At 67.6% G+C, this 23966-nt stretch carries 21 protein-coding genes and 1 tRNA gene; 16 read left to right on the forward strand and 6 right to left on the reverse strand.

Annotation, left to right across the window (positions count from 1 at the left end; genetic code table 11):
- Positions 1-18 precede the first annotated feature (18 nt).
- Positions 19-687 carry a leucyl/phenylalanyl-tRNA--protein transferase gene (gene aat / locus V7672_RS05755; protein WP_442888994.1) on the forward strand — a complete coding sequence of 223 codons (669 nt, stop codon included), beginning with the start codon at positions 19-21 and terminating at the stop codon, positions 685-687.
- Here aat and V7672_RS05760 read toward each other — a convergent pair.
- Together V7672_RS05760 and V7672_RS05765 are read right to left on the reverse strand one after the other, a co-directional pair.
- A complete protein-coding gene (locus V7672_RS05760) occupies positions 654-1361 on the reverse strand; it encodes a DUF2155 domain-containing protein (RefSeq protein WP_335623638.1) in 708 nt (235 codons plus the stop codon). The genes aat and V7672_RS05760 overlap by 34 nt on opposite strands.
- Entirely contained in the window at positions 1358-1768 is a 411-nt protein-coding gene (locus V7672_RS05765) for an NADH:ubiquinone oxidoreductase subunit NDUFA12 (RefSeq protein ID WP_335623639.1), read from the reverse strand. Before V7672_RS05765 ends, V7672_RS05760 begins: the two co-directional genes overlap by 4 nt.
- Positions 1769-1919: 151 nt before the next feature.
- Between V7672_RS05765 and V7672_RS05770 the strand changes: the two genes are divergently transcribed.
- Together V7672_RS05770 and V7672_RS05775 are read left to right on the forward strand one after the other, a co-directional pair.
- Positions 1920-2432 (forward strand): pentapeptide repeat-containing protein, encoded by a 513-nt coding sequence (locus tag V7672_RS05770; protein ID WP_335623640.1) that lies wholly within the window; start codon positions 1920-1922, stop codon positions 2430-2432.
- A gap of 74 nt (positions 2433-2506) precedes the next feature.
- Positions 2507-3436, forward strand: coding sequence for a pentapeptide repeat-containing protein (locus V7672_RS05775; protein ID WP_335623641.1), 930 nt, complete (start codon positions 2507-2509; stop codon positions 3434-3436).
- Between the two features lie 104 nt (positions 3437-3540).
- Here V7672_RS05775 and aspS read toward each other — a convergent pair whose 3' ends face one another.
- A complete protein-coding gene (gene aspS / locus V7672_RS05780) occupies positions 3541-5382 on the reverse strand; it encodes an aspartate--tRNA ligase (protein WP_335623642.1) in 1842 nt (613 codons plus the stop codon).
- Positions 5383-5535: 153 nt separating this feature from the next.
- On the opposite strand from aspS, the gene V7672_RS05785 reads away from it, so the two are divergent.
- The 7 genes from V7672_RS05785 to V7672_RS05815 all read left to right on the forward strand — a co-directional run bounded on the left by V7672_RS05785 (position 5536) and on the right by V7672_RS05815 (position 14350).
- Positions 5536-5928 carry a hypothetical protein gene (locus V7672_RS05785; protein WP_335623643.1) on the forward strand — a complete coding sequence of 131 codons (393 nt, stop codon included), beginning with the start codon at positions 5536-5538 and terminating at the stop codon, positions 5926-5928.
- A gap of 70 nt (positions 5929-5998) precedes the next feature.
- A complete protein-coding gene (locus V7672_RS05790; protein WP_335623644.1) occupies positions 5999-8050 on the forward strand; it encodes a TonB-dependent receptor family protein in 2052 nt (683 codons plus the stop codon).
- A gap of 46 nt (positions 8051-8096) precedes the next feature.
- Entirely contained in the window at positions 8097-9419 is a 1323-nt protein-coding gene (locus V7672_RS05795) for a PepSY-associated TM helix domain-containing protein (RefSeq protein ID WP_335623645.1), read from the forward strand.
- A 117-nt stretch (positions 9420-9536) separates the two neighbouring features.
- A complete protein-coding gene (locus V7672_RS05800) occupies positions 9537-10187 on the forward strand; it encodes a DnaA ATPase domain-containing protein (RefSeq protein ID WP_335623646.1) in 651 nt (216 codons plus the stop codon).
- A 44-nt stretch (positions 10188-10231) separates the two neighbouring features.
- The gene (locus V7672_RS05805; RefSeq protein ID WP_335623647.1) at positions 10232-12466 is read left to right on the forward strand and encodes an RNA degradosome polyphosphate kinase; all 2235 of its coding nucleotides are present in this window, start codon (positions 10232-10234) and stop codon (positions 12464-12466) included.
- Complete coding sequence (locus tag V7672_RS05810; protein ID WP_335623648.1) at positions 12459-13958, forward strand: Ppx/GppA phosphatase family protein; 1500 nt, start codon at positions 12459-12461, stop codon at positions 13956-13958. The genes V7672_RS05805 and V7672_RS05810 overlap by 8 nt, the downstream gene beginning before the upstream one ends.
- A 38-nt stretch (positions 13959-13996) precedes the next feature.
- Positions 13997-14350 (forward strand): VOC family protein, encoded by a 354-nt coding sequence (locus V7672_RS05815; protein ID WP_335623649.1) that lies wholly within the window; start codon positions 13997-13999, stop codon positions 14348-14350.
- Here the strand turns inward: V7672_RS05815 and rnd are convergent.
- Complete coding sequence (gene rnd, locus V7672_RS05820; protein ID WP_335623650.1) at positions 14347-15498, reverse strand: ribonuclease D; 1152 nt, start codon at positions 15496-15498, stop codon at positions 14347-14349. The genes V7672_RS05815 and rnd overlap by 4 nt on opposite strands.
- An 80-nt stretch (positions 15499-15578) precedes the next feature.
- On the opposite strand from rnd, the gene purM reads away from it, so the two are divergent.
- From purM to purN, 3 genes are read left to right on the forward strand one after another with little or no spacing between them, the layout of a single operon-like run.
- Complete coding sequence (gene purM / locus V7672_RS05825; RefSeq protein ID WP_335623651.1) at positions 15579-16619, forward strand: phosphoribosylformylglycinamidine cyclo-ligase; 1041 nt, start codon at positions 15579-15581, stop codon at positions 16617-16619.
- A gap of 58 nt (positions 16620-16677) precedes the next feature.
- Entirely contained in the window at positions 16678-18063 is a 1386-nt protein-coding gene (locus V7672_RS05830; RefSeq protein WP_335623652.1) for a M28 family peptidase, read from the forward strand.
- 9 nt (positions 18064-18072) lie between these two features.
- On the forward strand, positions 18073-18648 hold the full coding sequence (gene purN, locus V7672_RS05835) for a phosphoribosylglycinamide formyltransferase (RefSeq protein ID WP_335623653.1): 576 nt from the start codon (positions 18073-18075) through the stop codon (positions 18646-18648).
- A gap of 708 nt (positions 18649-19356) precedes the next feature.
- Here the strand turns inward: purN and ndk are convergent.
- Positions 19357-19776 (reverse strand): nucleoside-diphosphate kinase, encoded by a 420-nt coding sequence (gene ndk, locus V7672_RS05840; RefSeq protein WP_335623654.1) that lies wholly within the window; start codon positions 19774-19776, stop codon positions 19357-19359.
- 138 nt (positions 19777-19914) lie between these two features.
- On the opposite strand from ndk, the gene V7672_RS05845 reads away from it, so the two are divergent.
- From V7672_RS05845 to V7672_RS05855, 3 genes are all read left to right on the forward strand, one after another.
- Positions 19915-21804 (forward strand): ABC-F family ATP-binding cassette domain-containing protein, encoded by a 1890-nt coding sequence (locus tag V7672_RS05845; protein WP_335623655.1) that lies wholly within the window; start codon positions 19915-19917, stop codon positions 21802-21804.
- The gene (locus tag V7672_RS05850) at positions 21801-22055 is read left to right on the forward strand and encodes a DUF2164 domain-containing protein (protein ID WP_335623656.1); all 255 of its coding nucleotides are present in this window, start codon (positions 21801-21803) and stop codon (positions 22053-22055) included. The genes V7672_RS05845 and V7672_RS05850 overlap by 4 nt, the downstream gene beginning before the upstream one ends.
- Positions 22056-22113: 58 nt before the next feature.
- Positions 22114-22198, forward strand: a tRNA-Leu gene (locus tag V7672_RS05855).
- Positions 22199-22213: 15 nt separating this feature from the next.
- Here V7672_RS05855 and V7672_RS05860 read toward each other — a convergent pair.
- Complete coding sequence (locus V7672_RS05860; RefSeq protein ID WP_335623657.1) at positions 22214-23866, reverse strand: CTP synthase; 1653 nt, start codon at positions 23864-23866, stop codon at positions 22214-22216.
- Between the last annotated feature and the right edge of the window lie 100 nt (positions 23867-23966).

A 23966-nucleotide genomic window follows, 5' to 3' on the forward strand; every position in this document is an offset into this window, starting at 1 on the left:
GAGGCGCTCACCACGCCGATTGAGCCGGAGGCGCTGACCGCCGATTATCTGCTGCATGCCTATCGCTATGGGTCCTTTCCCATGGCGGACAGCCGTGACGCCGATGATCTGGTGATGCTCCGTCCCAACTTTCGCGGGGTGATCCCGCTGGACCGGTTTCACATTCCGACGCGGCTGGCCCGGACGGTCCGCAACACGACGCTGGATGTGCGGGTCAATGGGGATTTCGCCCAGGTCGTCGCCGGGTGCGCCGCCGTAATCCGTGACCGGTGGGACACCTGGATCAACCGCCGCATCCAGGAGGTCTACACCGAGCTGCACGCCCGGGGTCACGCCCACAGCGTCGAATGCTGGGCGGGTCCGGCCCTGGTCGGCGGGCTGTACGGGGTGCAGATCGGCGGGGCGTTCTTCGGCGAGAGCATGTTCACCTGGCAGCGCGATGCCTCAAAGATCGCGCTGGTGCATCTGGTGGCACGGCTCAACCGGGCCGGGTTCAGCCTGCTGGACGCCCAGTTCGTCAACAGTCACCTGAAACAGTTCAACATCGTCGATGTGCCCCACCGCCTGTACATGCGGGCGCTACGGCCCGCGCTGGAGCAGACGCCCGACATGGCGGCGTTCAGGGCGGAGATGACCGGGCAGCAGGCGCTGGATTATGCGCGGCAGTCGACCAGCCAGGCGTCATAGACGGGGTGTTCCAGCACGCCGATGCCCGGCGACGACGAGAACATCCAGCCCCGGAACAACTGGCGCGGCTCCGCACCGGTGATCACACCGCGCGGTTGCAGGCTGATTTCGAGATAGCCGGCCGCTTCCTGATCGCGCTCTTCCTCGGCCGAGACCTCGCAGGCCCGCACCCGGAAGATCAACTCGCGCTTGAAGGCGACCGGGCGTCCGCCGACCTCCACCTCGAAGCGGATCGATTCTGCCGTGACCTTGTCGACCGCCTGGACGACCGCGACGCGGCGACGCTGGCGCGGGGGCGGCGGGCCTTCGGGTTCGGTCGGAGCCTCGACGACCTCGACCTCTTCTTCTTCCTCGGCCTCAACCTGGGCGGGGGGCGCGATCTCGTTCAGAGCCTCCCCCTGCCGGGCCCGGTTCAGGGCGGCGGTCGTTTCCTCGGGCGTCGGCGGAACCGGCACGGGTGCGGCCGGGGCCGGCTGGGCATTGGGCGCGGTCTCGGTCGGACCGAGGCTGTTGTTGGTCGGCGCCGGGTCCTGCGCCGGGGCGGGGCCGGCCGGCGGATCCTGAATCGGGCGCGCGTCCTGGGGACGGTCATTGAGCGCAGCGGTCACGCCCACGCCGCCGACCGCCACGGTGGCAACCACAACCAGTCCCAGAATGCGGGCCGGGCGCTTCATTCGGGCTTCCACGCCTCATAGTCGCCGGTCGCGGCGGGGCGGCGCCCCTCGGTCAGGACCGATCCCGGCGGACGCCAGGCCATGGGCGTGCCGCTCATATTGGGCATATGGTCCTTTTCCCAGCTCTGGCGGTGCAGGGCATCCTCGGTCGGCGGTTCGTCAAAGGTGTAGTGCAGCCAGCCATGCCAGTCGGGCGACACCTTGGTCGCCTCGGCATAGCCGTCATAGATGACCCAGCGGCGGTGACGCCCGTCATAGCTCTGGGTGTCGCGCGATTCGTAATAGCGATTGCCCATTTCGTCGGTGCCGACCAGGCGTCCGCGCTTGGCCACCGTGAACAGCGTGCCGATGGTCGCACCACCCCACCAGGAAAACAGCTTGCCCAACACGTCTCGGAACCCAGTCATGACAGAAGGCGCGGACCTGTGCGCGCCGGTGTGACATCATACGAACCGGCACCGGGCGCGTCCAGCGGTGGATCGTCCCATGCCGAGGCTCTCCTTGCGGCGCGAATCTTGCAAGACGGGGCGCGACCTATCACCGCCTGGGACACCTCGCATGACCCGCTCTTCTCTTGCTGCCGCCCTCAGCCTGTCCGCTGTCGTTCTGGTGCTGGCCAGCGCCCTGCCCGAACCGGCCATGGCCCAGAATGCCGGACAGATCGCCCGCGTGCGCGCCGGCAACAGCTGCCCCGGGTGCAACCTGTTCCAGGGCGACTTTTCCTACCTTGAGGCGAGAGGCCTGAACCTGTCGGGCGCGCGCCTGCGTCAGGCGAATCTCAGCCTGTCGGTGATGAACCGCACACGCTTTACCAATGCCGACCTTCGCGACGTCGACGCCTATGGGGCGGTGTTCTCCAGTGCGCGATTCGGCGGCGCCAACCTGACCAATGCCAGTTTTGTCGGGACCTTTCTGGAGGGCGCCGACTTCTCCGGGGCCCGGCTTGACGGGGTGAATTTCTCAGGCGCGCAGATGCAGGGTGCCACCGGCCTGACCCAGCGCCAGCTGGACCGGGCCTGCGGCGACGCGGCCACCCAGCTGCCCGGATCGCTGCGCATTCCCGCCTGCTGAAGGACCCGATCCTTACGCCGAATTAAGTAGGGAATTGTGGGGAATGGCGGCATGGAGAAGGCGTGAAAAGTCTCGTGATCCCTTTTGCGAAGCCTGAACGGAGCGGCCGCACCGCCCTGATCGGACTGGCGCTGCTGACGGCCCTGGCCGCCACAGCGGCGCGGGCCGGGGACACCGATACCCACACCGACCGTCAGGACACCCGGTTCACGCGCGAGGTTCAGGTCTTTCCGCAGGACCCCGACGTCGCCCGCGTGGTCTCGCTGGGCGGCACCTGCCGTCGCTGCGAATTGTCCGGTCGGAACCTGTCGGGCGCCACCTTTACGGCCGCCACCTTCATCGACGCCACTCTGGTGGAAACCGACCTGCGCGGGTCCGAGCTGGTCGGCTCGAACTTCTCGGGCGCGGACTTCACCCGGGCCGACCTGCGCGGCGCGACGCTGGTCGCCGCCAATTTCACCGGGGCCGATTTCACCGATGCCCGTCTGGACGGGATCGAAGGGCTGGGATCGGTGTTCGTGCGCGCCGACATGTCCGGGGCCAATCTGTCCGGTGCGGCTCTCGGCGGTGCCAATATGAACGGCGCCATCCTGGTGCGGGCCAATCTGAACGGGGCCGAGCTGTTCGGCGTCACCCTGGCCAATGTGAATGCGCGCGGCGCCGATTTCCGCAATGCCGAGGTCACGGCCTCGAACCTGTCGAATGGCAATTTCGCCGGCGCGGACTTCCGCGGCGCGGAGCTGAACGGGGCCCGGCTGACGGGCGGTTCGTTCTCGCGGGCCGATTTCACCGGCGCCTCTCTGGAGCGGGCCGACATCCGCGGCACCGACCTCAGCCTGTCGCGGGGCCTGACCCAGTCCCAGATCAGTGAGGCCTGCGCCGACTCCTCAACCCGCCTGCCCGGCGGTCTGACGGGCCGCAGCTGCCGCAACCTGTCGCGGGTTCAGCCTCCGGCCGCGCCCCGGCCGCCGGCACCGCCCCGCGTCGTCGTCGCGGGGCGCTAAACGGCTTCACGCGTCATCCTCTGGCTTGACCAGAGGATCGGGACTGACGGGTCAGGTCGCGCGTGTCCCGACCCTCGGATCAAGTCCGAGGGTGAAGGGTATGGTCAGACCTTGATCGGCAGGGCGGTGCGGATGTGCACGTCCTTCAGCTGACGCTCGTCGGCCGCCGTCGGGGCGTTCATCAGCAGATCCTCGCCCTGCTGGTTCAGCGGGAAGGCAATGACCTCGCGGATGGCCGTCTGGCCGGCCAGCAGCATGACGATCCGGTCGATCCCGGGGGCGAGGCCGCCGTGGGGCGGGGCGCCATAGCGGAAGGCGTTCAGCATGCCGCCGAACTGGTCCTCGACCACCGAGGCGTCATAGCCGGCGATCTCGAAGGCCTTGAGCATGATCTCGGCCTTGTGGTTCCGGATCGCGCCCGAGCACAGCTCATAGCCGTTGCAGACGATGTCATACTGATAGGCGCGGATGGTCAGCGGATCCTGGGTCTCCAGCGCCTCCAGCCCGCCCTGCGGCATCGAGAAGGGGTTGTGGCTGAAGTCGACCTTCTTCTCTTCCTCGGACCATTCGAACATCGGGAAGTCGACGATCCAGCAGAATTTAAACTGGTCCTCGTCGATCAGCTTCAGCTCGGTGCCTACCCGGGTGCGCGCCGATCCGGCAAATTTGGCGAAGGTGGCCGGCAGGCCTGCGGCAAAGAAGGCGGCGTCGCCCTTGCCGAGGCCCAGCGACGTCATCAGGGCCTCGGTCGGCTCCTGCCCGAGGTTCTTGGCGATCGGGCCGCCCCAGGCCTGCTGGTCGTCGGACCAGAAGATGTAGCCGAGGCCCGGCTGGCCCTCACCCTGGGCCCAGCTGTTCATGCGGTCGCAGAAGGCGCGGCTGCCGCCGGTCGGGGCCGGGATGGCCCAGACGGCGTTCTTGGCGTCGGCCGCCAGGATCTTGTTGAACAGGCCAAAGCCGCCGTCGCGGAAATACTCGGACACATCCTGCATCTTGATGGGGTTGCGCAGGTCGGGCTTGTCGGTGCCGTACCAGGCCATCGACTGGGCGAAGGTCAGGCGCTCAAAGCCCTTGTGCTCCAGCGTCTGGCCGAAGTCGTTGGTGAAGGTGTGGGGCTGGTCGATCGGCGAGACCGGCTTGCCGTCGGCGAACTCCTCGAACACGCCGTGCATGACGGGCTCGATGGCGGCGAACACGTCTTCCTGGGTGACGAAGCTCATCTCGACGTCGAGCTGGTAGAATTCCAGCGAGCGGTCGGCGCGCAGGTCCTCGTCGCGGAAACAGGGCGCGATCTGGAAATAGCGGTCGAAGCCCGAGACCATCAGCAGCTGTTTGAACTGCTGCGGCGCCTGGGGCAGCGCATAGAATTTGCCGGGGTGCAGGCGCGACGGCACGAGGAAGTCGCGCGCGCCCTCGGGCGACGAGGCCGTCAGGATCGGCGTCTGGTACTCAAGGAAGCCCTGATCGACCATGCGGCGGCGGATCGAGCTGATCACCTTCGAGCGCAGCACGATGTTTTTGTGCAGGGTCTCGCGGCGCAGGTCGAGGTAGCGGTGCTTGAGGCGCAGCTCCTCGGGGTATTCCGGCTCGCCAAAGACAGGCAGCGGCAGTTCGGCGGCTTCGGACAGGACCTCGACGGCCTTGACCTGGATCTCGATCTGGCCGGTCGGCAGGGTGGCGTTGACCGTCTCGGGCGAGCGGGCGACGACCTCTCCATCCACGCGGATGACGCTTTCGGCGCGCAGGCGCTCGACGGCCTCGAAGCCCGGCGTTTCCGGATGCAGCACGAGCTGGGTCAGGCCGTAGTGGTCGCGCAGGTCGATGAACAGCAGGCCGCCGTGGTCGCGCTTGCGATGGACCCAGCCCGACAGACGGACCGTCTTGCCCGCGTCGTCGCCGCGCAGGGCGCCGCAGGTGTGGGTGCGATAGAGATGCGTCTCGGCCATGGGTCTGGATCGGTCGTCAAAAGGGGAGAATTCGGGAGGGCGGAAGGGCGCATTATCGCCGCTGAAAGTCAAGCGTGCGGGTGATCCGGCATCCGGTGCGCCGCCCCTGGCGAGGGGCTTTCCGCGAGCGTTACAATGTAGCATAGGAGAGTCGTGACGCGCGACCCGACCGATGAGATCAGCCTGACGCGGGCGCTGGCCATTCTGGCCGCGACCTTCGCCATCGTGTTCGCCACCCTGCTGCCCTCGGCCGTCGCCGCCTCGGCCGCCACCGACACCCCGGTCCAGCTGTGTTCGGGCCAGATCGTCCGCGTCACCTTCGATGCCGACGGACACCCGGTGCCAGTGGATGACGACGCCCGCGCCGGCCTGACCTGCGCCATGGCCCTGCTGTCGGGGCTGCAGGCGGTCGATGTCCCGCCCGCCACCCTGTCGGCCCCACCGGTCGAGCCGCGGGCGGTCGCCCCGGCGCCGGTTCAAGAGACTGCCCATCCGGCGGTCCGTCGTTCGCCCAAGCCGCCCGCGACCGCACCACCTTACGCCTGAAGACGTCTCACCTGCCCGCGCCGGCCGATCCGGCTGTGCGCCCCCGTGACTCTTTTCAGGACATTTCCGCGTGAAAACCCAATTGCTCGCCGCCACGTCCGTGGTGGCCCTGGCCTGCGTGGCCACCCCCGCCCTTGCCCAGGATGCGACCGAAACCACGGTCGATTCCATCATCGTCACCGGCACCCGCAATCCGGACGATCCCCCCGTGGTCGCCGAGGCCCGCACCCGCCTGTCGCGCACCCCGGGCGCCGTGTCCGTGGTCGCCGCCGAGACCTTTGAGGACCGCTTCGCCCAGGGCTTTTACGACACCCTGCGCAATGTCCCCGGCGTGCTGGCCCAGAAGCGCTATGGCGAGGAGGCCCGCCTGTCGATCCGGGGCTCGGGCATCGCCCAGGGCTTCCACCAGCGTGGTGTGCTGTTCGCCCAGGACGGCGTGCCGTTCGCCGATGCCGACGGCTTTTCAGACTTTCAGGCCATCGACGTCCTGAGCGCGCGCTACATCGAGGTCTACAAGGGGGCCAACACCCTGCGCTTCGGCGGGGCCCAGCTGGGCGGGGCGGTCAATATCGTCTCCACGACCGGCCGCACGGCGACCTATGACAACCAGCTCCGCGTCGAGGGCGGCTCGTTCGACAGTTCTCGCGCGCAGTTTGCCATGGCCCGCCAGTGGGGCGACTGGGACCTCTATGCCGCCGTCTCGGGCATGGAGTCCGACGGATACCGCGATCACGCGCAGCAGTCGCAGGGCCGGCTGACCCTCAACCTCGGCCGGTCGTTCGGCGAGGACCGGGAGGTGCGGCTGGTCTTCCAGGCCGGTGACATCCAGCAGGAGCTGCCCGGTGCCCTGACCCTGACGCAGGCGCTGAACACCCCCGAAATGGCCAGCGCGAGCGCCCTGGCCGGCGATCAGGCGCGCGACCTGACCGTCAAGCGGCTGACGCTGCAGACCCGCTGGCGTCTCGACGACTCGACCGTGTTCGAGGGCGCGGTCTGGGGTTGGCAGAAGGACCTGTGGCACCCGATCTTCCAGGTGGTCAACACGGACTCGCAAACGACAGGCCTGTTCGGGCGGTTCGACTGGACCGGTCAGATCGGCGGCCGGAAGGCCGACCTGTTCTATGGCCTCAGCTATCGCGACGGCGAGGTAGACGGCCAGCGCTATCTCAACCTCGGCGGCATGGCCGGAGCCCTGACCGCGGACAATCTGCAGAAGGCCACGGGGCTGGATGTGTTTGCCGAGGGCCGGCTGTTCGTCACCGACCGTCTGGCCCTCGTGGCCGGGGGGTCGTACGGACGGGCCACCCGCGACTACATGGATCGTCGCAACGCCGCCAATAACGACGGCATCACCTGGGACTGGTTCTCGCCGCGCCTTGGCCTGCTGTGGGAGAGCGAGGACGGCGTGCAGGTCTATGCCAATGTCACCCGCTCGGTGGAACCCCCGACCTATGGCGCCCTGGTGCAGGCCCCGCTGACGGGATTCACACCGGTCGACATCCAGGATGCCTGGACCGCCGAGATCGGCACCCGGGGCCGCAGGGGTGCCCTGGCTTGGGACGTCACCCTGTACCGCAGTCAGATCGACGGCGAGATCCTGAACTACATCACCGGCCCGGACATTCCGGCGGCGACGTTCAACGGGGATCGCACCGTCCACCAGGGGCTTGAGGCCGGGCTGGAATGGACCCTGCCGATCACGCCGGGCGGGGGGACCGCCGTGCTACGCCAGACCTATAATTACAACGACTTCTACTTCGATCAGGACGTGCTGTGGCAAGGGAACCGCCTGCCGGTCGTGCCCGAGCACCAGTACCGGGCCGAGCTGACCTGGCGGCATCCGTCGGGCCTGTTCGTCACCCCCACGGTCGAGTGGCGCATGAGCGACGTCTGGGTCGACTATGCCAATACGCTCAAGGCGCCGGGCTTTACGGTCTGGGGGCTGAACGGCGGCTGGGATTTCGACAACGGCACCACCCTGTTCGTCGACGCCCGCAATCTGACGGACGAGCGCTACGTCAGCGAGATCAGCGCCGTCACCGACGCGCGCACGGCCTCGACCGCCGTCTTCATGCCCGGCGAGGGCCGCTCGCTGTTCGTCGGCCTCCGACTGAACTATTGATCCGGAATGGGCCGGGGCGGCGTGCGCGTCGCCCCGGCAGATATTCATGACCTCATCGTCCCCGCCGCCCCTTTCGGATGCCTTCCGCACTGTCTGGCGCTGGCATTTCTATGCCGGGCTGTTTGTCCTGCCGGTCCTGATGCTGATGGCCCTGACCGGCGGCCTCTATCTCTACAAGGCCGAGATCGAGGACGTCGCATACCGATCGCTGGCCACCGTCGAGGTCCGCGAGACCCGCGTCTCTCCCGATCAATGGCGACAGGCCGCCGAGCAGGCCGTCGGCGGCACAGCTGCGGCCGTCGTCATCCCGGATCGCCCGGACCGGGCCGTGCAGGTCCGCGTCCGCACCGATCGGGGCGAGCGCACTGCCTTCGTCGATCCCTGGACCGGTCAGGTCACCGGCACGGTCGGCGGACAGGGGGTGATGGAAGTGGTCAAAAAGCTGCACAGCCTCGAACTGTTCGGAAAGCCCTTCAACATCCTGGTCGAGATCGTGGCCGGCTGGGCCATCATCCTCGTCGCCACCGGCCTGTTCCTGTGGTGGCCGCGCAAGGGCCACGACGTCGCCGTCGCCCTGCCCCGCCCCGGCGATCCCGCACGGCGGCCCTTCTGGCGGAATGCCCATGCGGTGACCGGTCTCTATGCCGGGGGAATCATTCTGTTCCTGGCCCTGACCGGCATGCCCTGGTCGGCGGTCTGGGGTGACAAGGTCCTGAATGTGATGCGCGAGAGCGGTCTGGGCCGACCCCCCGCCCCCGCCGCAGCCAGCGCCTGGAGCCATGGGAAGGGTCACAATGCCCCCTCCGGCACCGGCTGGACGATGGAACATGCGGTGCTGCACGCGCCCTCCGAGGGCCCCGGCATCCTGTCTCGCGTGATCACCGCGGCCGAGGCCGAGGGCATGGGCCTGCCCTATACGGTGTCGATCCCGGAGGACCCGTCGCTGGCCTTCACCGTCTCCCGCGTTACCCGAAAGGCCGAGGAGGCCCGAAGCCTCTACGTCGACGGCATGACCGGGCAGGTGGTCGGCGACCTGCGCTGGGACCAGTTCGGCGGTGGCGCCCGGGCCTTTGAATGGGGCATCGCCGTTCACCAGGGCCTGCAGTACGGCGAGCTCAACCGCCTGCTGATGCTGTTCGGCTGTATCGGTATCTGGGTGCTGGGGATCAGCGGCGGGCTGATGGCGTGGAAGCGACGTCCGAGAGGCGCAGGTCTGATCGCGCCGCCCCGGCCCACCGACCCCCGGGCCCGTGCGGCCGTGCTGGGCATTGTCGTGCCGCTGGGGATCATCTTCCCCCTGACCGGCCTGTCTCTACTGGCGGCGCTCGGACTCGAGGTGGCGTGGCGGCGGCTGAAGCCCCGGCGCTGACCCGTTCATCCACAGGCGGGCGCGCTTGTCCCCCCTGACCACAGGCGCCCTTGATGGCTTTGCGCCGGGTTCTGATATGTCAGCGGAATGACAGCCTCCCCGGACAGGCCCGGACAGATGCGACTGCCCCTCCGGCGTGGCCTGAGCGGGCATGAGGAGGCGTTTGTCGTCTCCGCGTCGAATGCGGCCGCGCATGCGGCGCTGCAGGGCTGGCCGACCGCCCTTGGGGGTGCTGCGGCCCTCCACGGCCCGCCCGGATCGGGCAAAAGCCATCTGGCGCGCCTCTGGGCCGAGCGCGTCGGCGCCCTGCCCTTCCATGGCATGGAGGTGGCCCAGGCCGACCCGCTCGAGCTGGAGGGCCGCCCCCTGCTGCTGGATGCGGCCGAGACGGTGGATGACGAGACCCTGTTCCACCTGCTGAACCTAGCCCAGGCCCCCGGCGGTGCGGTGCTGCTGGTGTCACGTGCCCCCCCCGGGTCGTGGCCCGTCGCCCTGCCCGACCTGAAGTCGCGCCTGAACGGCCTTCTGGTGCTCGGCATCCAGCCGCCCGACGACACCGTTCTGGCGGCCATGTTCCGCGCCCGCTTTGCCGAACGCAGCCTGCAGCCGGCCGACGATGTCATCGACTATCTGATCCGGCGGGTGGACCGGTCGGCCGACAGCGTCGAGCGGATCGTCGACCTGCTGGACCAGGCCCATGCCCCCGTCACACGGGTTCTGGCGCGCCGGGTTCTGGACGAAAGCGGCGACCTGTTCGCCCCGGAGTGAGATCGGAGGTTGCGACTGTCATTCGCACGGGTCAGAACCGCATCATGACGGATACGCCTTCCCCCGAACTGTCCTCCATCACCGATCAGGCCGTCGGCGAGGTCGTGCCCACCTCGCGCGCGCCGCAGCTGAAGCTGTCCGAGTCGCTGATGGCCTCGCCCGAGCGGTTCATCAACCGCGAACTGTCGTGGCTGGCCTTCAACGGGCGGGTCATGGAAGAGGCGTCAAACCCGGCTCATCCCCTTCTGGAACGCCTGCGCTTCCTGTCGATCTCGGCCAACAACCTGGATGAGTTCTTCATGACCCGCGTCGCCGGGCTGAAGGGTCAGGTGCGCGAGCGGGTGCGGGTGCTGTCCGCCGATGGCCTGACCCCCGGCCAGGCGCTGGAGCGGGTCAATGAAGCGGCCGGGGAACTGATGGCCCACCAACAAAAGCGCTGGCGCAAGCTGAAGGTCGAACTGGCCCACGCCGGCATTGAGGTGATCGACGCCAGCCGCGCCACCAAGACCGAGCGCGAGCGGCTGGAACCCGAGTTCCTGAACCAGCTGTTCGCCATCCTGACGCCGATGGCCATCGACCCGGCCCACCCCTTCCCCTTCCTGCCGAACCTCGGCTTTTCGCTGGCGCTCAAGCTGCGGCGGCGGCGGGACAACCGGATCCTGTATGCGCTGGTGCCGGTCCCGACCCAGGTGAAGCGCTTCTGGCCGCTGGCCACCGACGGCCGCTCGACCAAGGGCCGCACCCGTTATGTGACGCTGGAGAGCCTGCTGATGCTCTTCATCGACCACCTGTTTCCCGGCTGCGACGTGCTGGAGCGGGGCACCTTCCGTCTGATCCGCGACTCGGACATCGAGATCGAGGAAGAGGCCGAAGATCTGGTCATGGAGTTCGAGGAGGCGCTGAAGCAGCGGCGCATGGGATCGGTCGTGCGGATCAAGATCGAGGCGTCCATGCCCGACGATCTGCGCGACTTCATCACCCGCGAGCTGCACGCCCTGCCGCAGGATGTGGTGATGATCGACGGCATGCTGGGTCTGGCCCAGGTGTCGGAGCTGATCGGCGGCGGCCATCCCGACCTGAAATTCCCCGGCTATGAGCCACGCTATCCCGAGCGGGTGCGCGACCATGGCGGCGATGTCTTCGCGGCGATCCGCGAAAAGGACATGCTGATCCACCACCCGTTCGAGAGCTTCGACGTGGTGGTGCAGTTCCTTCGGCAGGCGGCGCGCGACCCGAACGTCATCGCCATCAAACAGACCCTTTACCGCACCTCGCGCGACAGCCCGGTCGTCGCCGCCCTGATCGAGGCCGCCGAGAACGGCAAGAACGTCACCGCCGTCGTCGAGATCAAGGCGCGCTTTGACGAAGAGGCCAATCTGCGCTGGGCCCGGGCCATGGAGCGGGCGGGCGTGCACGTCGTCTTCGGCTTCGTCGAGTACAAGACCCACTCAAAGCTGAGTGTCGTCGTCCGCCGCGAGGGCGACGCCCTGCGGTCCTACTGCCACGTGGGCACCGGCAACTATCACCCGGTGACGGCGCGCATCTATACCGACCTGTCGCTGTTCTCGTGCCAGCCGGCCCTGACGCGCGATGCCAACCGGGTATTCAACTACATCACCGGCTATGCCCAGCCTGACGATCTGGAAGAGATGATCGTCTCGCCGCTCAATATGAAGTCGTCGCTGATCAGCCTGATCGAGAAGGAGATGGCGGCCGCAGCCCGCGGCAAGCCCGCCGCCATCTGGGCCAAGATGAACTCGCTGGTCGATCCCGACATCATCGACGCCCTGTACCGGGCCAGCCAGTCGGGCGTGCGCATCGACCTGGTGATCCGGGGTATCTGCTGCCTGCGTCCCGGCGTGAAGGGCCTGTCCCAGAACATCCGGGTCAAGTCGATCGTCGGCCGGTTCCTGGAGCACAGCCGCATCGTCGCCTTTGCCAATGGCCGCGATCTCCCGAACGACCGCGCCCGGGTCTACATCTCCTCGGCCGACTGGATGAACCGCAATCTGGACCGCCGGGTCGAGGTCATGGCCCCGGTGCTGAACGCCACCGTGCACGATCAGGTTCTGGACCAGATCATGGTCGCCAACCTCAAGGATGATGCCCAGAGCTGGGAGCTGGATTCAGACGGCAAATACCACCGGCTGAAGCCCGCCGATCCCGAGCGGCCCTTCTCGGCCCACCGCTACTTCATGACCAATCCCAGCCTGTCGGGCCGGGGCAGCAAGGTGAAGACCCTGCCGGCGACGCTGCGCTACGATCGTCCGGATGCCTGAGTCCCTCCCGGCCACGGCCCTCGCGTCCGCCGATGCGGCGGTCATCGACATCGGCTCCAACTCGGTCCGTCTGGTGCTGTACCGGCTGGAAGGCCGGGCCATCTGGACCGTGTTCAACGAAAAGGTGCTGGCAGGCCTCGGCCGCGACCTGCCCCAGACCGGCCGCCTGTCGGAAGAGGGCGTGGCCATGGCCCTGCCGGCGCTCCGCCGGTTCGCCGCCGTGATCGAGGGCGTCCGCCCGCAGCATGTCTTCGTCGCGGCCACCGCCGCCGTCCGCGAGGCCGAGGACGGTGTGACCTTCTGCGAGCGCGTGGCGGCCGAGACCGGCTTTCACATCCAGGTCCTGTCGGGCGAGGACGAGGCTCGCTATGCGGCCCGGGGCGTACTGGCCGGGCATCCGACCGCTGAGGGGGTTGCGGCCGACATGGGCGGGGCCAGTCTGGAACTGGTCCGGCTGGGCAAGGGCGAGGTCGGGCAAGGCATCACCCTGCCGCTCGGCCCCTTTTCGCTGGCGGACGACAGTGATTTCGACGCCAAGAAGGTGCGCACCAAGATCGACAAGCGCCTGAAGGGCAAGACCGCAGACTTCGAGACCTCGACCCTGCACGCGGTCGGCGGGGCCTGGCGCAGCATCGCCCAGCTGCACATGGCCATGTCCGACTATCCGCTGCAGATCGTCCATCAGTATGCCATGACCGCCGACGATGCGCGCGACGTGGCCCGGTTCGTCTCGCGCCAGTCGCGCACCTCTCTGGACCGGACGCCGGGGGTGTCGCGCAGGCGGGCCGAGACCCTGCCCTATGCCGCCCTGGTGCTTGAGGCCCTGATCGAGAAGCTGGCGCTCAAGACCGTCGAGTTCTCGGCCTGGGGCCTGCGCGAGGGTCTGCTGCAGGAGGCGCTGACCGCCGAACACCTCGCCAGCGACCCGCTGATCGCCGGCTGCACCACCTGGGGCGCACGTCAGGGCATCTCGCCCCTGTTGCCGGGCGCGGTGCAGGCCTGGATCGATCCGGTCCTGCCGGCCCTGCCCGAGACCTTCGGCCGTGGGCGCGACCGCACCCTGACCACGGCGGCCTGTCACCTGTGCGATCTCGGGGCGCGCCTGCACCCGGACCACCGGGTCGAGCTGGTGTTCGAGCAGGTCCTGCGCGCCCCTGTGCCGGGCCAGACCCACGCCGAACGCGCCTTCCTGGCCTGCGCGCTGAATGCCCGCTACGGCGGGCCCTCGGCCACGCCCCAGCCGGATGTCATCAACCGCCTGCTGGACGAAGAGGGCCGCCGCCACGCCAAGGCGCTGGGTCAGGCGATCCGGCTGGCCTGCGACCTGTCCGGCCGGGCCCCGCAACTGCTGGCCGGCGCCCGGCTTGCCATTGACGACGACACGCTGACTCTCACCCCCTCCGACGGCTATGCCGACATGCTGCTGGGCGAACAGACGCGCAGACGTCTGAAATCCCTGGCCGATACGCTGGGCCTTGCCTGCGGCGACTGAGCGGCGCACCGTCCGGCCCGGCACAGGGAGGGACACCCATGGCAGTCACCGGTATCGGCGGCTTCTTCTTTCGCGCAGACGACCCGACGGCGCTGGCCGAATGGTATCTGAAGCATCTGGGCGTGGGCGCCCCGCCGGGGGTGTTCGTCTGGAACCAGCAGGCCGGACCGACGGTGTTTGCGCCGTTCAAGGCCGACAGCGACTATTTCGCCGCCGACAAGCGCTGGATGCTGAACCTGCGCGTCGATGATCTGGACGGCCTGATCGCGTCGCTGAAGGTCGCCGGCATCGAGGTGCTGACCAAGGCCGAGTGGGACGCGCCCGAGGTCGGTCGATTCGCCCGCATCCACGACCCGGAGGGCAACCCGATCGAGCTGTGGGAGCCGGCCTAGCCCTCGATCTCGACGACCTCGACGCGCGCGCCGTTCAGCACCAGCGCCAGCTCGCCGCGCTTCAGCTTCAGCGCATCCTCGCCGAACATCTCGCGCCGCCAGCCCTTGAGCGCATCGACGGGGGCGTCATCGTCCAGCGCGATCTTTTCCAGATCCGAGACATTGGCGATCATCTTGGTCGCCACGCCGGCGTTGTCGCTCTTGGCCTTCAGCAGAACCTTGAGCAGCTCGACCACCGACGGCGCCGCTGCCGGACGGTGCCCCGGGCGCTCGATATCCGGCGCATGGGCCTCCGGGTCGGCCAGCACGGTCTTCAGCTCGGCGATCAGGCTTTCGCCCAGCCGCGAAGCTCCGAAGCCCTTGGACACCGACCGCAGGCGGTTGAAGGCGTCCGGATCGGTCGGCGCCTGGGTCGCGATCTCGTCGATCGCCTCATCCTTGATGATTCGCCCGCGCGGCTGGTCGCGCTCCTGGGCCATGCGCTCGCGCCAGACGGCGGTGGCGACAAAGGCGGCCAGATATTTCGCCGAATATTTCTTGGGCTTCAGCCGCTTCCACGCGTTTTCGGGTGTGGTGTCATAAAGCTGGGGATCGGTCAGCGCCCCCATCTCCTGCAGCACCCAGTCCAGCCGCCCGGCCTTGGCCAGCTGCTCGCGCAGGCGCGGATACAGCGCCGCCAGATGGGTCACATCGCCCAGCGCATAGGTCAGCTGTGCATCCGACAGCGGACGCCGGGCCCAGTCGGTGAAGCGGCTGCCCTTGTCCAGTTCCTTCTTCAGCATCTGGCGAACCAGCGCCTCATAGGACACCTGATCGCCGAAGCCGGCCGCCATGGCCGCCACCTGGGTGTCGAACATCGGCAGCGGCATGGCCCCGAGGCGCACGAAGATTTCGATGTCCTGCCGCGCCGCGTGGAACACCTTGATGATCTTCGGATCCCGCAGCAGGTCGAGGAAGGGCTCCATGTCCAGCCCCTCGGCCATCGGGTCGATGATGCCGGACACCTCGGAGGACGCCGCCTGGATCAGGCACAGCCGGGGCCAATAGGTGGTTTCGCGCATGAACTCGGTGTCCACGGCGATGAACGGCGCCTTCGCCAGTTCCGCACAGAAGTCGACAAGGGCTGGATTGGTGGTGATCGGGGTCATTTGAATGCTATAGCCCCGGCGTGCGCCCTCATGGCAAGAGGGGCGCCGGAATTCCGTCCACTGATTCAGGTTCGTGTTCGATGAGCGACAGTTCTTCTCCCCCGCCCAACGGCCTGACCTATGCCCAGGCGGGGGTGGATATCGACGCCGGAGAGCGGCTGGTCGACGCCATCAAGCCGCTGGCCAAATCCACGGCCCGCAAGGGATCAGAGCCCTCGCTGGGCGGATTCGGTGCCCTGTTCGACCTCAAGGCGGCCGGGTTCAACGACCCGCTGATCGTCGCAACCACCGACGGCGTGGGCACCAAGCTGAAAATCGCCATCGACACCGGCCGCCACGACGGCGTGGGAATCGATCTGGTGGCCATGTGCGTCAATGACCTGCTGGCCCAGGGCGCCGAGCCCCTGCTGTTCCTCGACTACTATGCCACTGGCAAGCTGGACGTGGAGGCCGCCCGCCGCGTCGTGGCGGGCATCGCCGAGGGCTGCCGTCAGGCCGGCTGTGCCCTGGTCGGTGGCGAGACGGCCGAGATGCCCGGCCTCTATGAGGGCAGCGACTATGATCTGGCCGGCTTTTCGCTGGGCGCGGTCGAGCGCGGCCACACCCTGCCCCGCCATGATCTGCAGAACACCGGCGATGTCATCATCGGCCTGGCCTCCAGCGGCCCGCATTCGAACGGCTATTCGCTCATCCGCAAGGTGATCGAGACGCGCGGCCTGACCTGGGCCGACGATGCGCCCTTTGCCAACGACCGCACCCTGGCCCAGGCGCTGATGGAGCCGACCCGCATCTATGTGAAGCCGGTGCTGCCCCTGATGAAGCAGGGCTGGATCAAGGGCGCGGCCCACATCACCGGCGGCGGCCTGATCGAGAACCCGCCGCGCTGCATCGCGCCCGGGCTTGAAGCGGCCTTCGACTGGCAGGCCTGGCCGCGTCCGGCGGTGTTCGACTGGCTGGCCGAGACCGGCGGCATTTCGGATCATGAGATGCGCCGCACCTTCAACTGTGGCGTCGGCTTCATCCTGATCGTCGGCCCCGAGCACGTCGAGGATGTGCTGGAAGGTCTGCTGGAAGCCGGCGAGACCGCCTTTGTCTGCGGCCAGCTTCAGGCCAGCGCCTGAGCGCTTGACCCCCGGGGGGCGATGCCATCACGGTAGCCGCCCTGTTCAGGAGACTGCCATGCGTCTGATCGCGTCCCTCTGCCTCGTCGCCGGCGCCGCCCTGACCGTGGCCCTGGCTGCCCCGGCCGCCGCCCAGACCTCGGCCGCCGTCGACCAGCCGCAACTCCGGGCGCTCGGCCTGCTGGTTCAGCCCGAACGGATGCGCGCCGATATCGAGACCATGGTCGGCTTCGGCACCCGCCACACCCTGTCAGACACCGAGTCCGAGACGCGCGGCGTCGGCGCCGCCCGTCGCTGGGTCGCCCGCGAGTTCGAGAGCATCAGCCGGACCTGCGGCGGCTGTATCGAGGTCGTCACTCCGTCCGAGGTCGTCACCGGACGCCGCATCCCCAACCCGACCGAAGTGGTCAGCGTCGTCGCCATCCAGCGCGGCACCGGTGACCCCAACCGCGTCATCATCATCTCCGGCCATCTGGATTCGCGCGTCACCGATGTGATGGACTTCACCTCCGACGCCCCCGGCGCCAATGACGACGCCTCGGGCGTGGCGGCCCTGATCGAGACCGCGCGCATCCTGTCGGCCTATGAGTTCGAGGCCACCCTGGTCTATGCCGCCCTGACCGGCGAAGAGCAGGGCCTGGTCGGCGCGGGCATCGTTGCGGACTACGCCGTCGAACAGGGCTGGTTCGTCCAGGCCAATCTGAACAACGACATGGTCGGCAATATCGAGGGCCAGAGCGGCGTCATCGACAACACCCGCATCCGCGTCTTCTCCGAAGGCACCAAGACGGTCGAAACCGAGTCCCAGGCCGCGACGCGCCGCTACAATGGGGGTGAGGTCGACTCCGCCTCGCGCAATCTGGCCCGCTATATCGACAGCATCGCCGATCGCTATCTGACCAGTTTCGATGTCGAGATGGTCTATCGCACCGATCGCTACGGACGCGGCGGCGACCAGGTCGCCATGCTTCGCGTCGGCTTCCCGGCCGTGCGCATCACCGAGGGCTCCGAGAACTATGACCGCCAGCATCAGGACCTGCGGGTCGAGGACGGCGTCCGCTATGGCGACACCATCGATGGCGTCAATTTCGACTATCTGGCCCAGGCGACCCGCCTGAACGTCATCACCATGGCGGCGATGGCCTGGGCTCCGGCCCCGCCGACCGGCGTGGTCGTCGAGGGCGCCGTCCAGCCCGACACCACCCTGCGCTGGCAGGCTGTGCCCGGGGCGGCGGGCTACCGCGTCTGGTGGCGCTCGACCACGGCCCCGCAATGGACCCACAGCCGCTGGATCGCGGGCGGCGACGCCACCGAGGCCGTGCTGGAAGGCGTGGTCATCGACGACTGGTTCTTCGGCGTTTCGGCGGTTTCGGAGGATGGCTTCGAGAGCCCGGTGACCTTCCCCGGCCCGGCCGGCGACTATCGCGTCGCGCCTGCACAGTAACCGACGCGCGTGTCCTGTCCGCCTGTCCGTGTCGCTGTCCTGATCTCGGGAACGGGCAGCAATTTGCGAGCCTTGGTCGACGCTGCTGATACAACCTATGAAGTCGCCCTGGTTCTGTCGAACCGGGCCGAGGCCGCCGGTCTGGCCTGGGCCACGGAGCGCGGCATCGCCACGGTCGCCCTGCCCCACGCCCCGTTCGGCAAGGATCGACAGGCCCATGAGGCCGCCCTCGATGAGGCCCTGCACGCACACGACATCCAGGTCGTCGCCCTCGCCGGCTATATGCGCGTCCTGACCCCCTGGCTGGTCGGGCGCTGGTCCGGCCGGATGCTGAACATCCACCCCAGTCTGCTGCCGAAATACCCAGGCCTCGACACCCACCACCGCGCCCTCGAGGCCGGCGACACCGAGGCTGGCTGCACCGTCCACCTCGTCAGCGAAGGCGTGGACGAAGGCCCGATCCTCGACCAGGCCAGCGTGCCGGTTCTGGAGGGTGACACCCCGGAAACCCTGGCCGCCCGCGTGCTGGAGGCCGAGCACAGGCTGTATCCGCAGGCGCTGGCGGCGTACTGCGGGGAGATCTGAAGGGTTAACATCGAGGTCACGCTTGGAGCAGAGACTGAGATCGCTCCAACGCGGATATCTGAATTCATGACAGCCCGATCGGGCAAGGCCCCCATGTCAAAATCCAAACTACCAATAAACACCCCCACCTTTGCGATTTCCCTGGGATCAGGTTCGGCCCTCAGTTCGTATTTGTGGGGCGACCAACCCTTGGCTTGGGCCATTGGCCTCGGTGTCTGCACCGCCGTGCTCAGCTATTATCTCTATCCGCACATTTGGGACTCAAGCGGCCGGTAGCCTGCATCGCACATCTTTCTGCTGAATCCCTCGCTGGTTCAACGCCCTCCGCGCGCCTGACACCTTTCAGCCCGCCCTGCCTCAGGGAGCGCCTATACTGCCCGGTTCGCCGGAGCGGTGCGCAGGAGGGATTCAGACCATTCAGACGGTTCAGACGGTTCAGACGGTGTTTTGTCTCCTCCCTGCCGCGCAGCGGTGGGGAGGGGGACCACGAAGTGGTGGAGGGGTTCTTCAGGCCAGGCGATATCTCCTGCCAGGGATCCAGAACCCCTCCGTCACGGCGCAAGCGCGCCGCGCCACCTCCCCATTGCTTCGCAACAGGGAGGAGACCTGAGATGCAGTCCAGACCATTCAGACGGTTCAGACGGTGTTTCGCCCACGAAAAAGGCCCCGGCGTTTCCACCGGGGCCTCGTTCATCACGTCACTCAGCCTTAGCCGACGATCTGGTCGTCGGTGAAGAACTGGGCGATTTCGATGCCGGCGTTCTCGATCGAGTCCGAGCCGTGGACCGAGTTTTCACCGATCGACAGGGCGAACTGTTTGCGGATCGTGCCTTCGGCGGCCTGTTCCGGGTTGGTGGCGCCCATGACTTCGCGATAGCGGGCCACCGCGTCCTCGCCCTCCAACACCTGGACGACGACGGGCTCGGCGGTCATCTGGCCGACCAGCTCGCCATAGAAGGGGCGCTCGGCGTGGACTTCGTAGAATTTCTTCGCTTGCGCTTCGGTCAGCTTGACGCGGCGCTGGGCCACGATGCGCAGGCCAGCGCCCTCGATCACGGCGTTGATCGCACCGGTCAGGTTGCGGCGCGTCGCGTCGGGCTTGATGATCGAGAAGGTACGTTCGGTCATTGGGGTCAGTCTTCGTTTGGGGGTTTCGGGTCGCGGGCTTATAGCGGTGCGCCCGCGCCTTTCCAACCTTCTCCGTGATACCGGACACGCCCCCGTGTTTCCGGTGTCGCCCTGTCACATGCGATATTCCTCCTCCCCATGCTTCAAATCACCAATCTGACCTTCAACGCCTGGGGCCGCCGGTTCCTGGACGATGCCTCTGTCTCCCTGCCGCCCGGCTCCAAGGTCGGGCTGGTCGGCCGCAACGGCATCGGCAAATCGACCCTGTTCAAGCTGATCCTCGGCGAACTGGCCGCCGGCGGTGACGAGATCAGCCTGCCCAAGACCGCGCGCATCGGCTCGGTCGACCAGGAACACCCCGCCACCCCCGTCAGCGTACTTGAGACGATTCTTGAGGCTGACGAGGAGCGCCACGACCTGCTGACCCGGCTGGAAACCGCCGAGCCCGAGGAGATGGGCGAGATCTGGACCCGGCTGATCGAGATCGACGCCGACGCCGCACCGGCCCGGGCGGCCGAAATCCTCGTCGGCCTCGGCTTCGACCAGGAAGACCAGCAACGGCCGATGTCGCATTTCTCGGGCGGCTGGCGGATGCGCGTGGCCCTGGCTGCGGCCCTGTTCGCCGAGCCCGACATGCTGCTGCTGGACGAGCCGACCAACTACCTCGACCTGGAAGGCGCCCTGTGGCTGGAGGCCCGGCTCAAGAAATACCCGGCGACGGCCCTGATCATCTCCCACGACCGCGAGATGCTGAACGAGGTCTGCACCCACATCCTGCACCTCGCGAACCACACCCTGACGCTCTACACCGGCAACTACGACCAGTTCGAACAGGCCCGCGCCGAAAAGGCCCGGCTGCAGCTGTCGGCCAAGGCCAAGCAGGACGCCGAGCGCGCCCACCTGCAGGCCTTCGTCGATCGCTTCAAGGCCAAGGCCTCCAAGGCCGCCCAGGCCCAGTCGCGCATGAAGCGTCTGGCCAAGATGCAGCCCGTGGCCACCACCATCGAGGAACGGGTCGCCCCCTTTATCCTGCCCTCGCCGCCCCGCCCGCTGGCCCCGCCGCTGATCCGGCTGGAGCGCGCCAACGTGGGCTATGAGCCGGGCAAGCCGATCCTGCGCAATCTCAACCTGCGCATGGACCTCGACGACCGCATCGGCCTGCTGGGCGTCAACGGCGCCGGCAAGTCGACCTTTGCCAAGATGATCGCCGGGGCGCTCGACATCTTCGAGGGCGAACTGCACCGCGACAAGAAGATGCGCGTCGGCTGGTTCCACCAGCACCAGATCGAGGCCATGGACCCGACCGACACCCCGCTGGAGATCGTCCGCCGCGCCATGCCGGACGCCTCAGAGAGCAGCCGCCGGTCGAAGCTGGCCCAGTGGGGTCTCGGCTATGAGAAGCAGGAAACCACCGTCGCCAGCCTGTCAGGCGGCGAGCGCGCCCGCCTGCTGCTCAATCAGGTGGCGATGGACGCCCCCCACGTCCTGATCCTCGACGAACCGACCAACCACCTCGACATCGACAGCCGCCGCGCCCTGCTGGATGCCCTCAACGAGTACAACGGTGCCGTCATCCTGATCACCCACGACCGCTCGCTGATGGAGATGGTCGCCGACCGCCTGTGGCTGGCCGCCGACGGCACGGTGAAGCCCTGGGATGGCGACATGGACCACTACGCCAAATTCGTCCTCGACCGGGCCAGGGCCGCTGCGGTCAAGCCCAGTCAGATCAAGGACGAGGCCGCGGCCGTCGCCGCGCCTGCTTCGAACAACAAGGGCAAGAAGAACGAAAAGAAATCAGGCCCTTCCCCCTCGACCTTGCGTCATGCCGTGAAGAAGGCCGAGGAGCGGATGGCTCAGCTGACGGCGGAGATCGCCCGCATCGACGATGACATGGCCAATGCCTCGGTCAACAACCCCAAGGCGCTGGAAGGCCTGACCCGCGCCCGGGCGAAGACCCAGTCCGACCTCGACGCCGCAGAAGCCGCATGGGTGGCGGCCGAGGAAGCCCTGGCGGAGGTGGCATGACCCGACCCATCGAACTCTCGCGCGAGGCCCGACAGGCCGCCTCGACCGGCCTGCGTCAGGTTCTGGCAGACGAACTGGACGTCGAGGTCGGCGCCCTGCAGGCCGATCTGATCCTCGATCGGGTCATCCTCGACCTCGGTCCCATCCTCTACAATCGCGCCATCACCGACGCCCGCGCCGTGATCGCGGCCAAGGCCGAGGACATGGACGAGGCCCTGTACGGCCTGCAGCGACAGACCGACCTGCGCTGAGAACGGAGAGCCCTTCCCCGCCCGGCCCGAAATGGTCTAAGGCCTCGCCCAGAACCTGGCGGATGTGGCGGAACTGGTAGACGCACTGGATTTAGGTTCCAGCGCCGCGAGGCGTGGAGGTTCGAGTCCTCTCATCCGCACCACCCCACCGGGTGGCCCTAGACCAGCCGGCTTTGCACCACGGCCGCCTCGATGAAGCTGGCAAACAGGGGATGCGGCGCGAACGGCCGACTTTTCAGCTCCGGATGGTACTGGACGCCGATGAACCATGGGTGGTCCGTGCGCTCGACCGTCTCGGGCAGGACACCGTCCGGCGACAGGCCCGAGAAGATCAGCCCGGCCTTCTCCTCGATGGCCTCGCGGTAGTTGATGTTGACCTCATAGCGGTGGCGGTGCCGCTCGCTGATGTCGGTCGTGCCATAGATCTCCGCGATGCGGGAGCCGGCGTTCAGGGTCGAGTCATAGGCGCCCAGCCGCATGGTGCCGCCAAGGTCGCCGTCGGCCTGCCGCAGCACCCGCTGGTTGCCCACGGTCCATTCGGTCATCAGGCCGACGACCGGTTCCTCTGCGGGCCCGAACTCGGTCGACGAGGCCTCGGGATATCCGGCCAGATGCCGGGCCGCCTCGATCACCGCCATCTGCATGCCGAAACAGATGCCGAAATAGGGGATGTTGCGCTCGCGGGCGAAGCGCGCCGCCTGGATCTTGCCCTCGGCGCCGCGTGCGCCGAAGCCGCCGGGGACCAGGATGGCATGCGCCCCCTGCAGTCGCGCATCGCAGGCCTCGCGGTCGCCCTCGAAGGTCTGGGACTCGACCCAGTCGATGTTGACCTTGACGTTGTTGGCCACCCCGCCGTGGTGCAGGGCCTCGATCAGCGACTTGTAGGCGTCCTTGAGCACCGTGTACTTGCCGACGATGGCCACGGTGACCTCGCCGTCGGGGTGCAGGCGGCGGCGGACGATCTCCTGCCAGCCCGACAGATCGGGGGCCGGGGCATCGTCCAGTCCGAAGTGGGCCAGCACCTCGGCGTCCAGTCCCTCGTGGTGATAATCCAGCGGCACCGCATATATGTCGGCGGAGTCCATTGCCTGGATGACGCCCGACGGGCGGACATTGCAGAACTGGCCGATCTTGCGCTTCTCGTCGGCCGGGATCGGATATTCGCTGCGGCACAGCAGGATGTCGGGCTGGATGCCGATCGAGCGCAACTCCTTGACCGAGTGCTGGGTCGGCTTGGTCTTCATCTCACCGGCGGTCTTGATGAACGGCAGCAGCGTCAGATGCACGAAGCACGACTGTCCGCGCGGCAGGTCCTGACCCAGCTGGCGGATGGCCTCGAAGAACGGCAGGCCCTCGATATCGCCGACCGTGCCGCCGATCTCGACCAGGACGAAGTCGACCTCCTTGCCGTCATCGGTCAGGGCCGGGGTCAGGCAGAACTGCTTGATCTGGTCGGTGACGTGCGGAATGACCTGCACCGTCGCGCCCAGATAGTCGCCGCGGCGTTCCTTCTCGAGGATGGTCGAATAGATGCGGCCGGTAGTGATGTTGTCGGACTTCGCCGCCGACACCCCGGTAAACCGCTCATAGTGGCCGAGGTCGAGGTCGGTTTCGGCACCGTCATCGGTGACGAAGACCTCGCCGTGCTGATAGGGGCTCATCGTGCCCGGATCGACGTTCAGATAGGGGTCCAGCTTGCGCAGGCGCACGCTGTAGCCACGCGCCTGCAACAGCGCACCAAGGGCGGCGGAGGCGAGGCCTTTTCCCAATGAGGAAACCACGCCGCCAGTGATGAACACATAACGGGCCATGGGAGATCACCTTAGCGTCGATTCGCGGCGCGCACAGGGGCGATCCTCATCAAGGGACCAAACGCCTGTTGAAAGCCGCAGGAAAGTTGGCCGAGCCGAT

The sequence above is a fragment of the Brevundimonas sp. genome (assembly GCF_036963785.1).
GTDB lineage: Bacteria > Pseudomonadota > Alphaproteobacteria > Caulobacterales > Caulobacteraceae > Brevundimonas.

Bases quoted from the DNA above. Each gene is read 5' to 3' on its own strand.
- V7672_RS05760 (WP_335623638.1), bottom strand. From the start codon at position 1,361: ATGAAGCGCCCGGCCCGCATTCTGGGACTGGTTGTGGTTGCCACCGTG.
- V7672_RS05765 (WP_335623639.1), bottom strand. From the start codon at position 1,768: ATGACTGGGTTCCGAGACGTGTTGGGCAAGCTGTTTTCCTGGTGGGGT.
- V7672_RS05770 (WP_335623640.1), top strand. From the start codon at position 1,920: ATGACCCGCTCTTCTCTTGCTGCCGCCCTCAGCCTGTCCGCTGTCGTT.
- aspS (WP_335623642.1), bottom strand. From the start codon at position 5,382: ATGGCCGAGACGCATCTCTATCGCACCCACACCTGCGGCGCCCTGCGC.
- V7672_RS05795 (WP_335623645.1), top strand. From the start codon at position 8,097: ATGACCTCATCGTCCCCGCCGCCCCTTTCGGATGCCTTCCGCACTGTC.
- V7672_RS05800 (WP_335623646.1), top strand. From the start codon at position 9,537: ATGCGACTGCCCCTCCGGCGTGGCCTGAGCGGGCATGAGGAGGCGTTT.
- V7672_RS05805 (WP_335623647.1), top strand. From the start codon at position 10,232: ATGACGGATACGCCTTCCCCCGAACTGTCCTCCATCACCGATCAGGCC.
- V7672_RS05810 (WP_335623648.1), top strand. From the start codon at position 12,459: ATGCCTGAGTCCCTCCCGGCCACGGCCCTCGCGTCCGCCGATGCGGCG.
- V7672_RS05815 (WP_335623649.1), top strand. From the start codon at position 13,997: ATGGCAGTCACCGGTATCGGCGGCTTCTTCTTTCGCGCAGACGACCCG.
- rnd (WP_335623650.1), bottom strand. From the start codon at position 15,498: ATGACCCCGATCACCACCAATCCAGCCCTTGTCGACTTCTGTGCGGAA.
- purM (WP_335623651.1), top strand. From the start codon at position 15,579: ATGAGCGACAGTTCTTCTCCCCCGCCCAACGGCCTGACCTATGCCCAG.
- V7672_RS05830 (WP_335623652.1), top strand. From the start codon at position 16,678: ATGCGTCTGATCGCGTCCCTCTGCCTCGTCGCCGGCGCCGCCCTGACC.
- ndk (WP_335623654.1), bottom strand. From the start codon at position 19,776: ATGACCGAACGTACCTTCTCGATCATCAAGCCCGACGCGACGCGCCGC.
- V7672_RS05845 (WP_335623655.1), top strand. From the start codon at position 19,915: ATGCTTCAAATCACCAATCTGACCTTCAACGCCTGGGGCCGCCGGTTC.
- V7672_RS05850 (WP_335623656.1), top strand. From the start codon at position 21,801: ATGACCCGACCCATCGAACTCTCGCGCGAGGCCCGACAGGCCGCCTCG.
- V7672_RS05860 (WP_335623657.1), bottom strand. From the start codon at position 23,866: ATGGCCCGTTATGTGTTCATCACTGGCGGCGTGGTTTCCTCATTGGGA.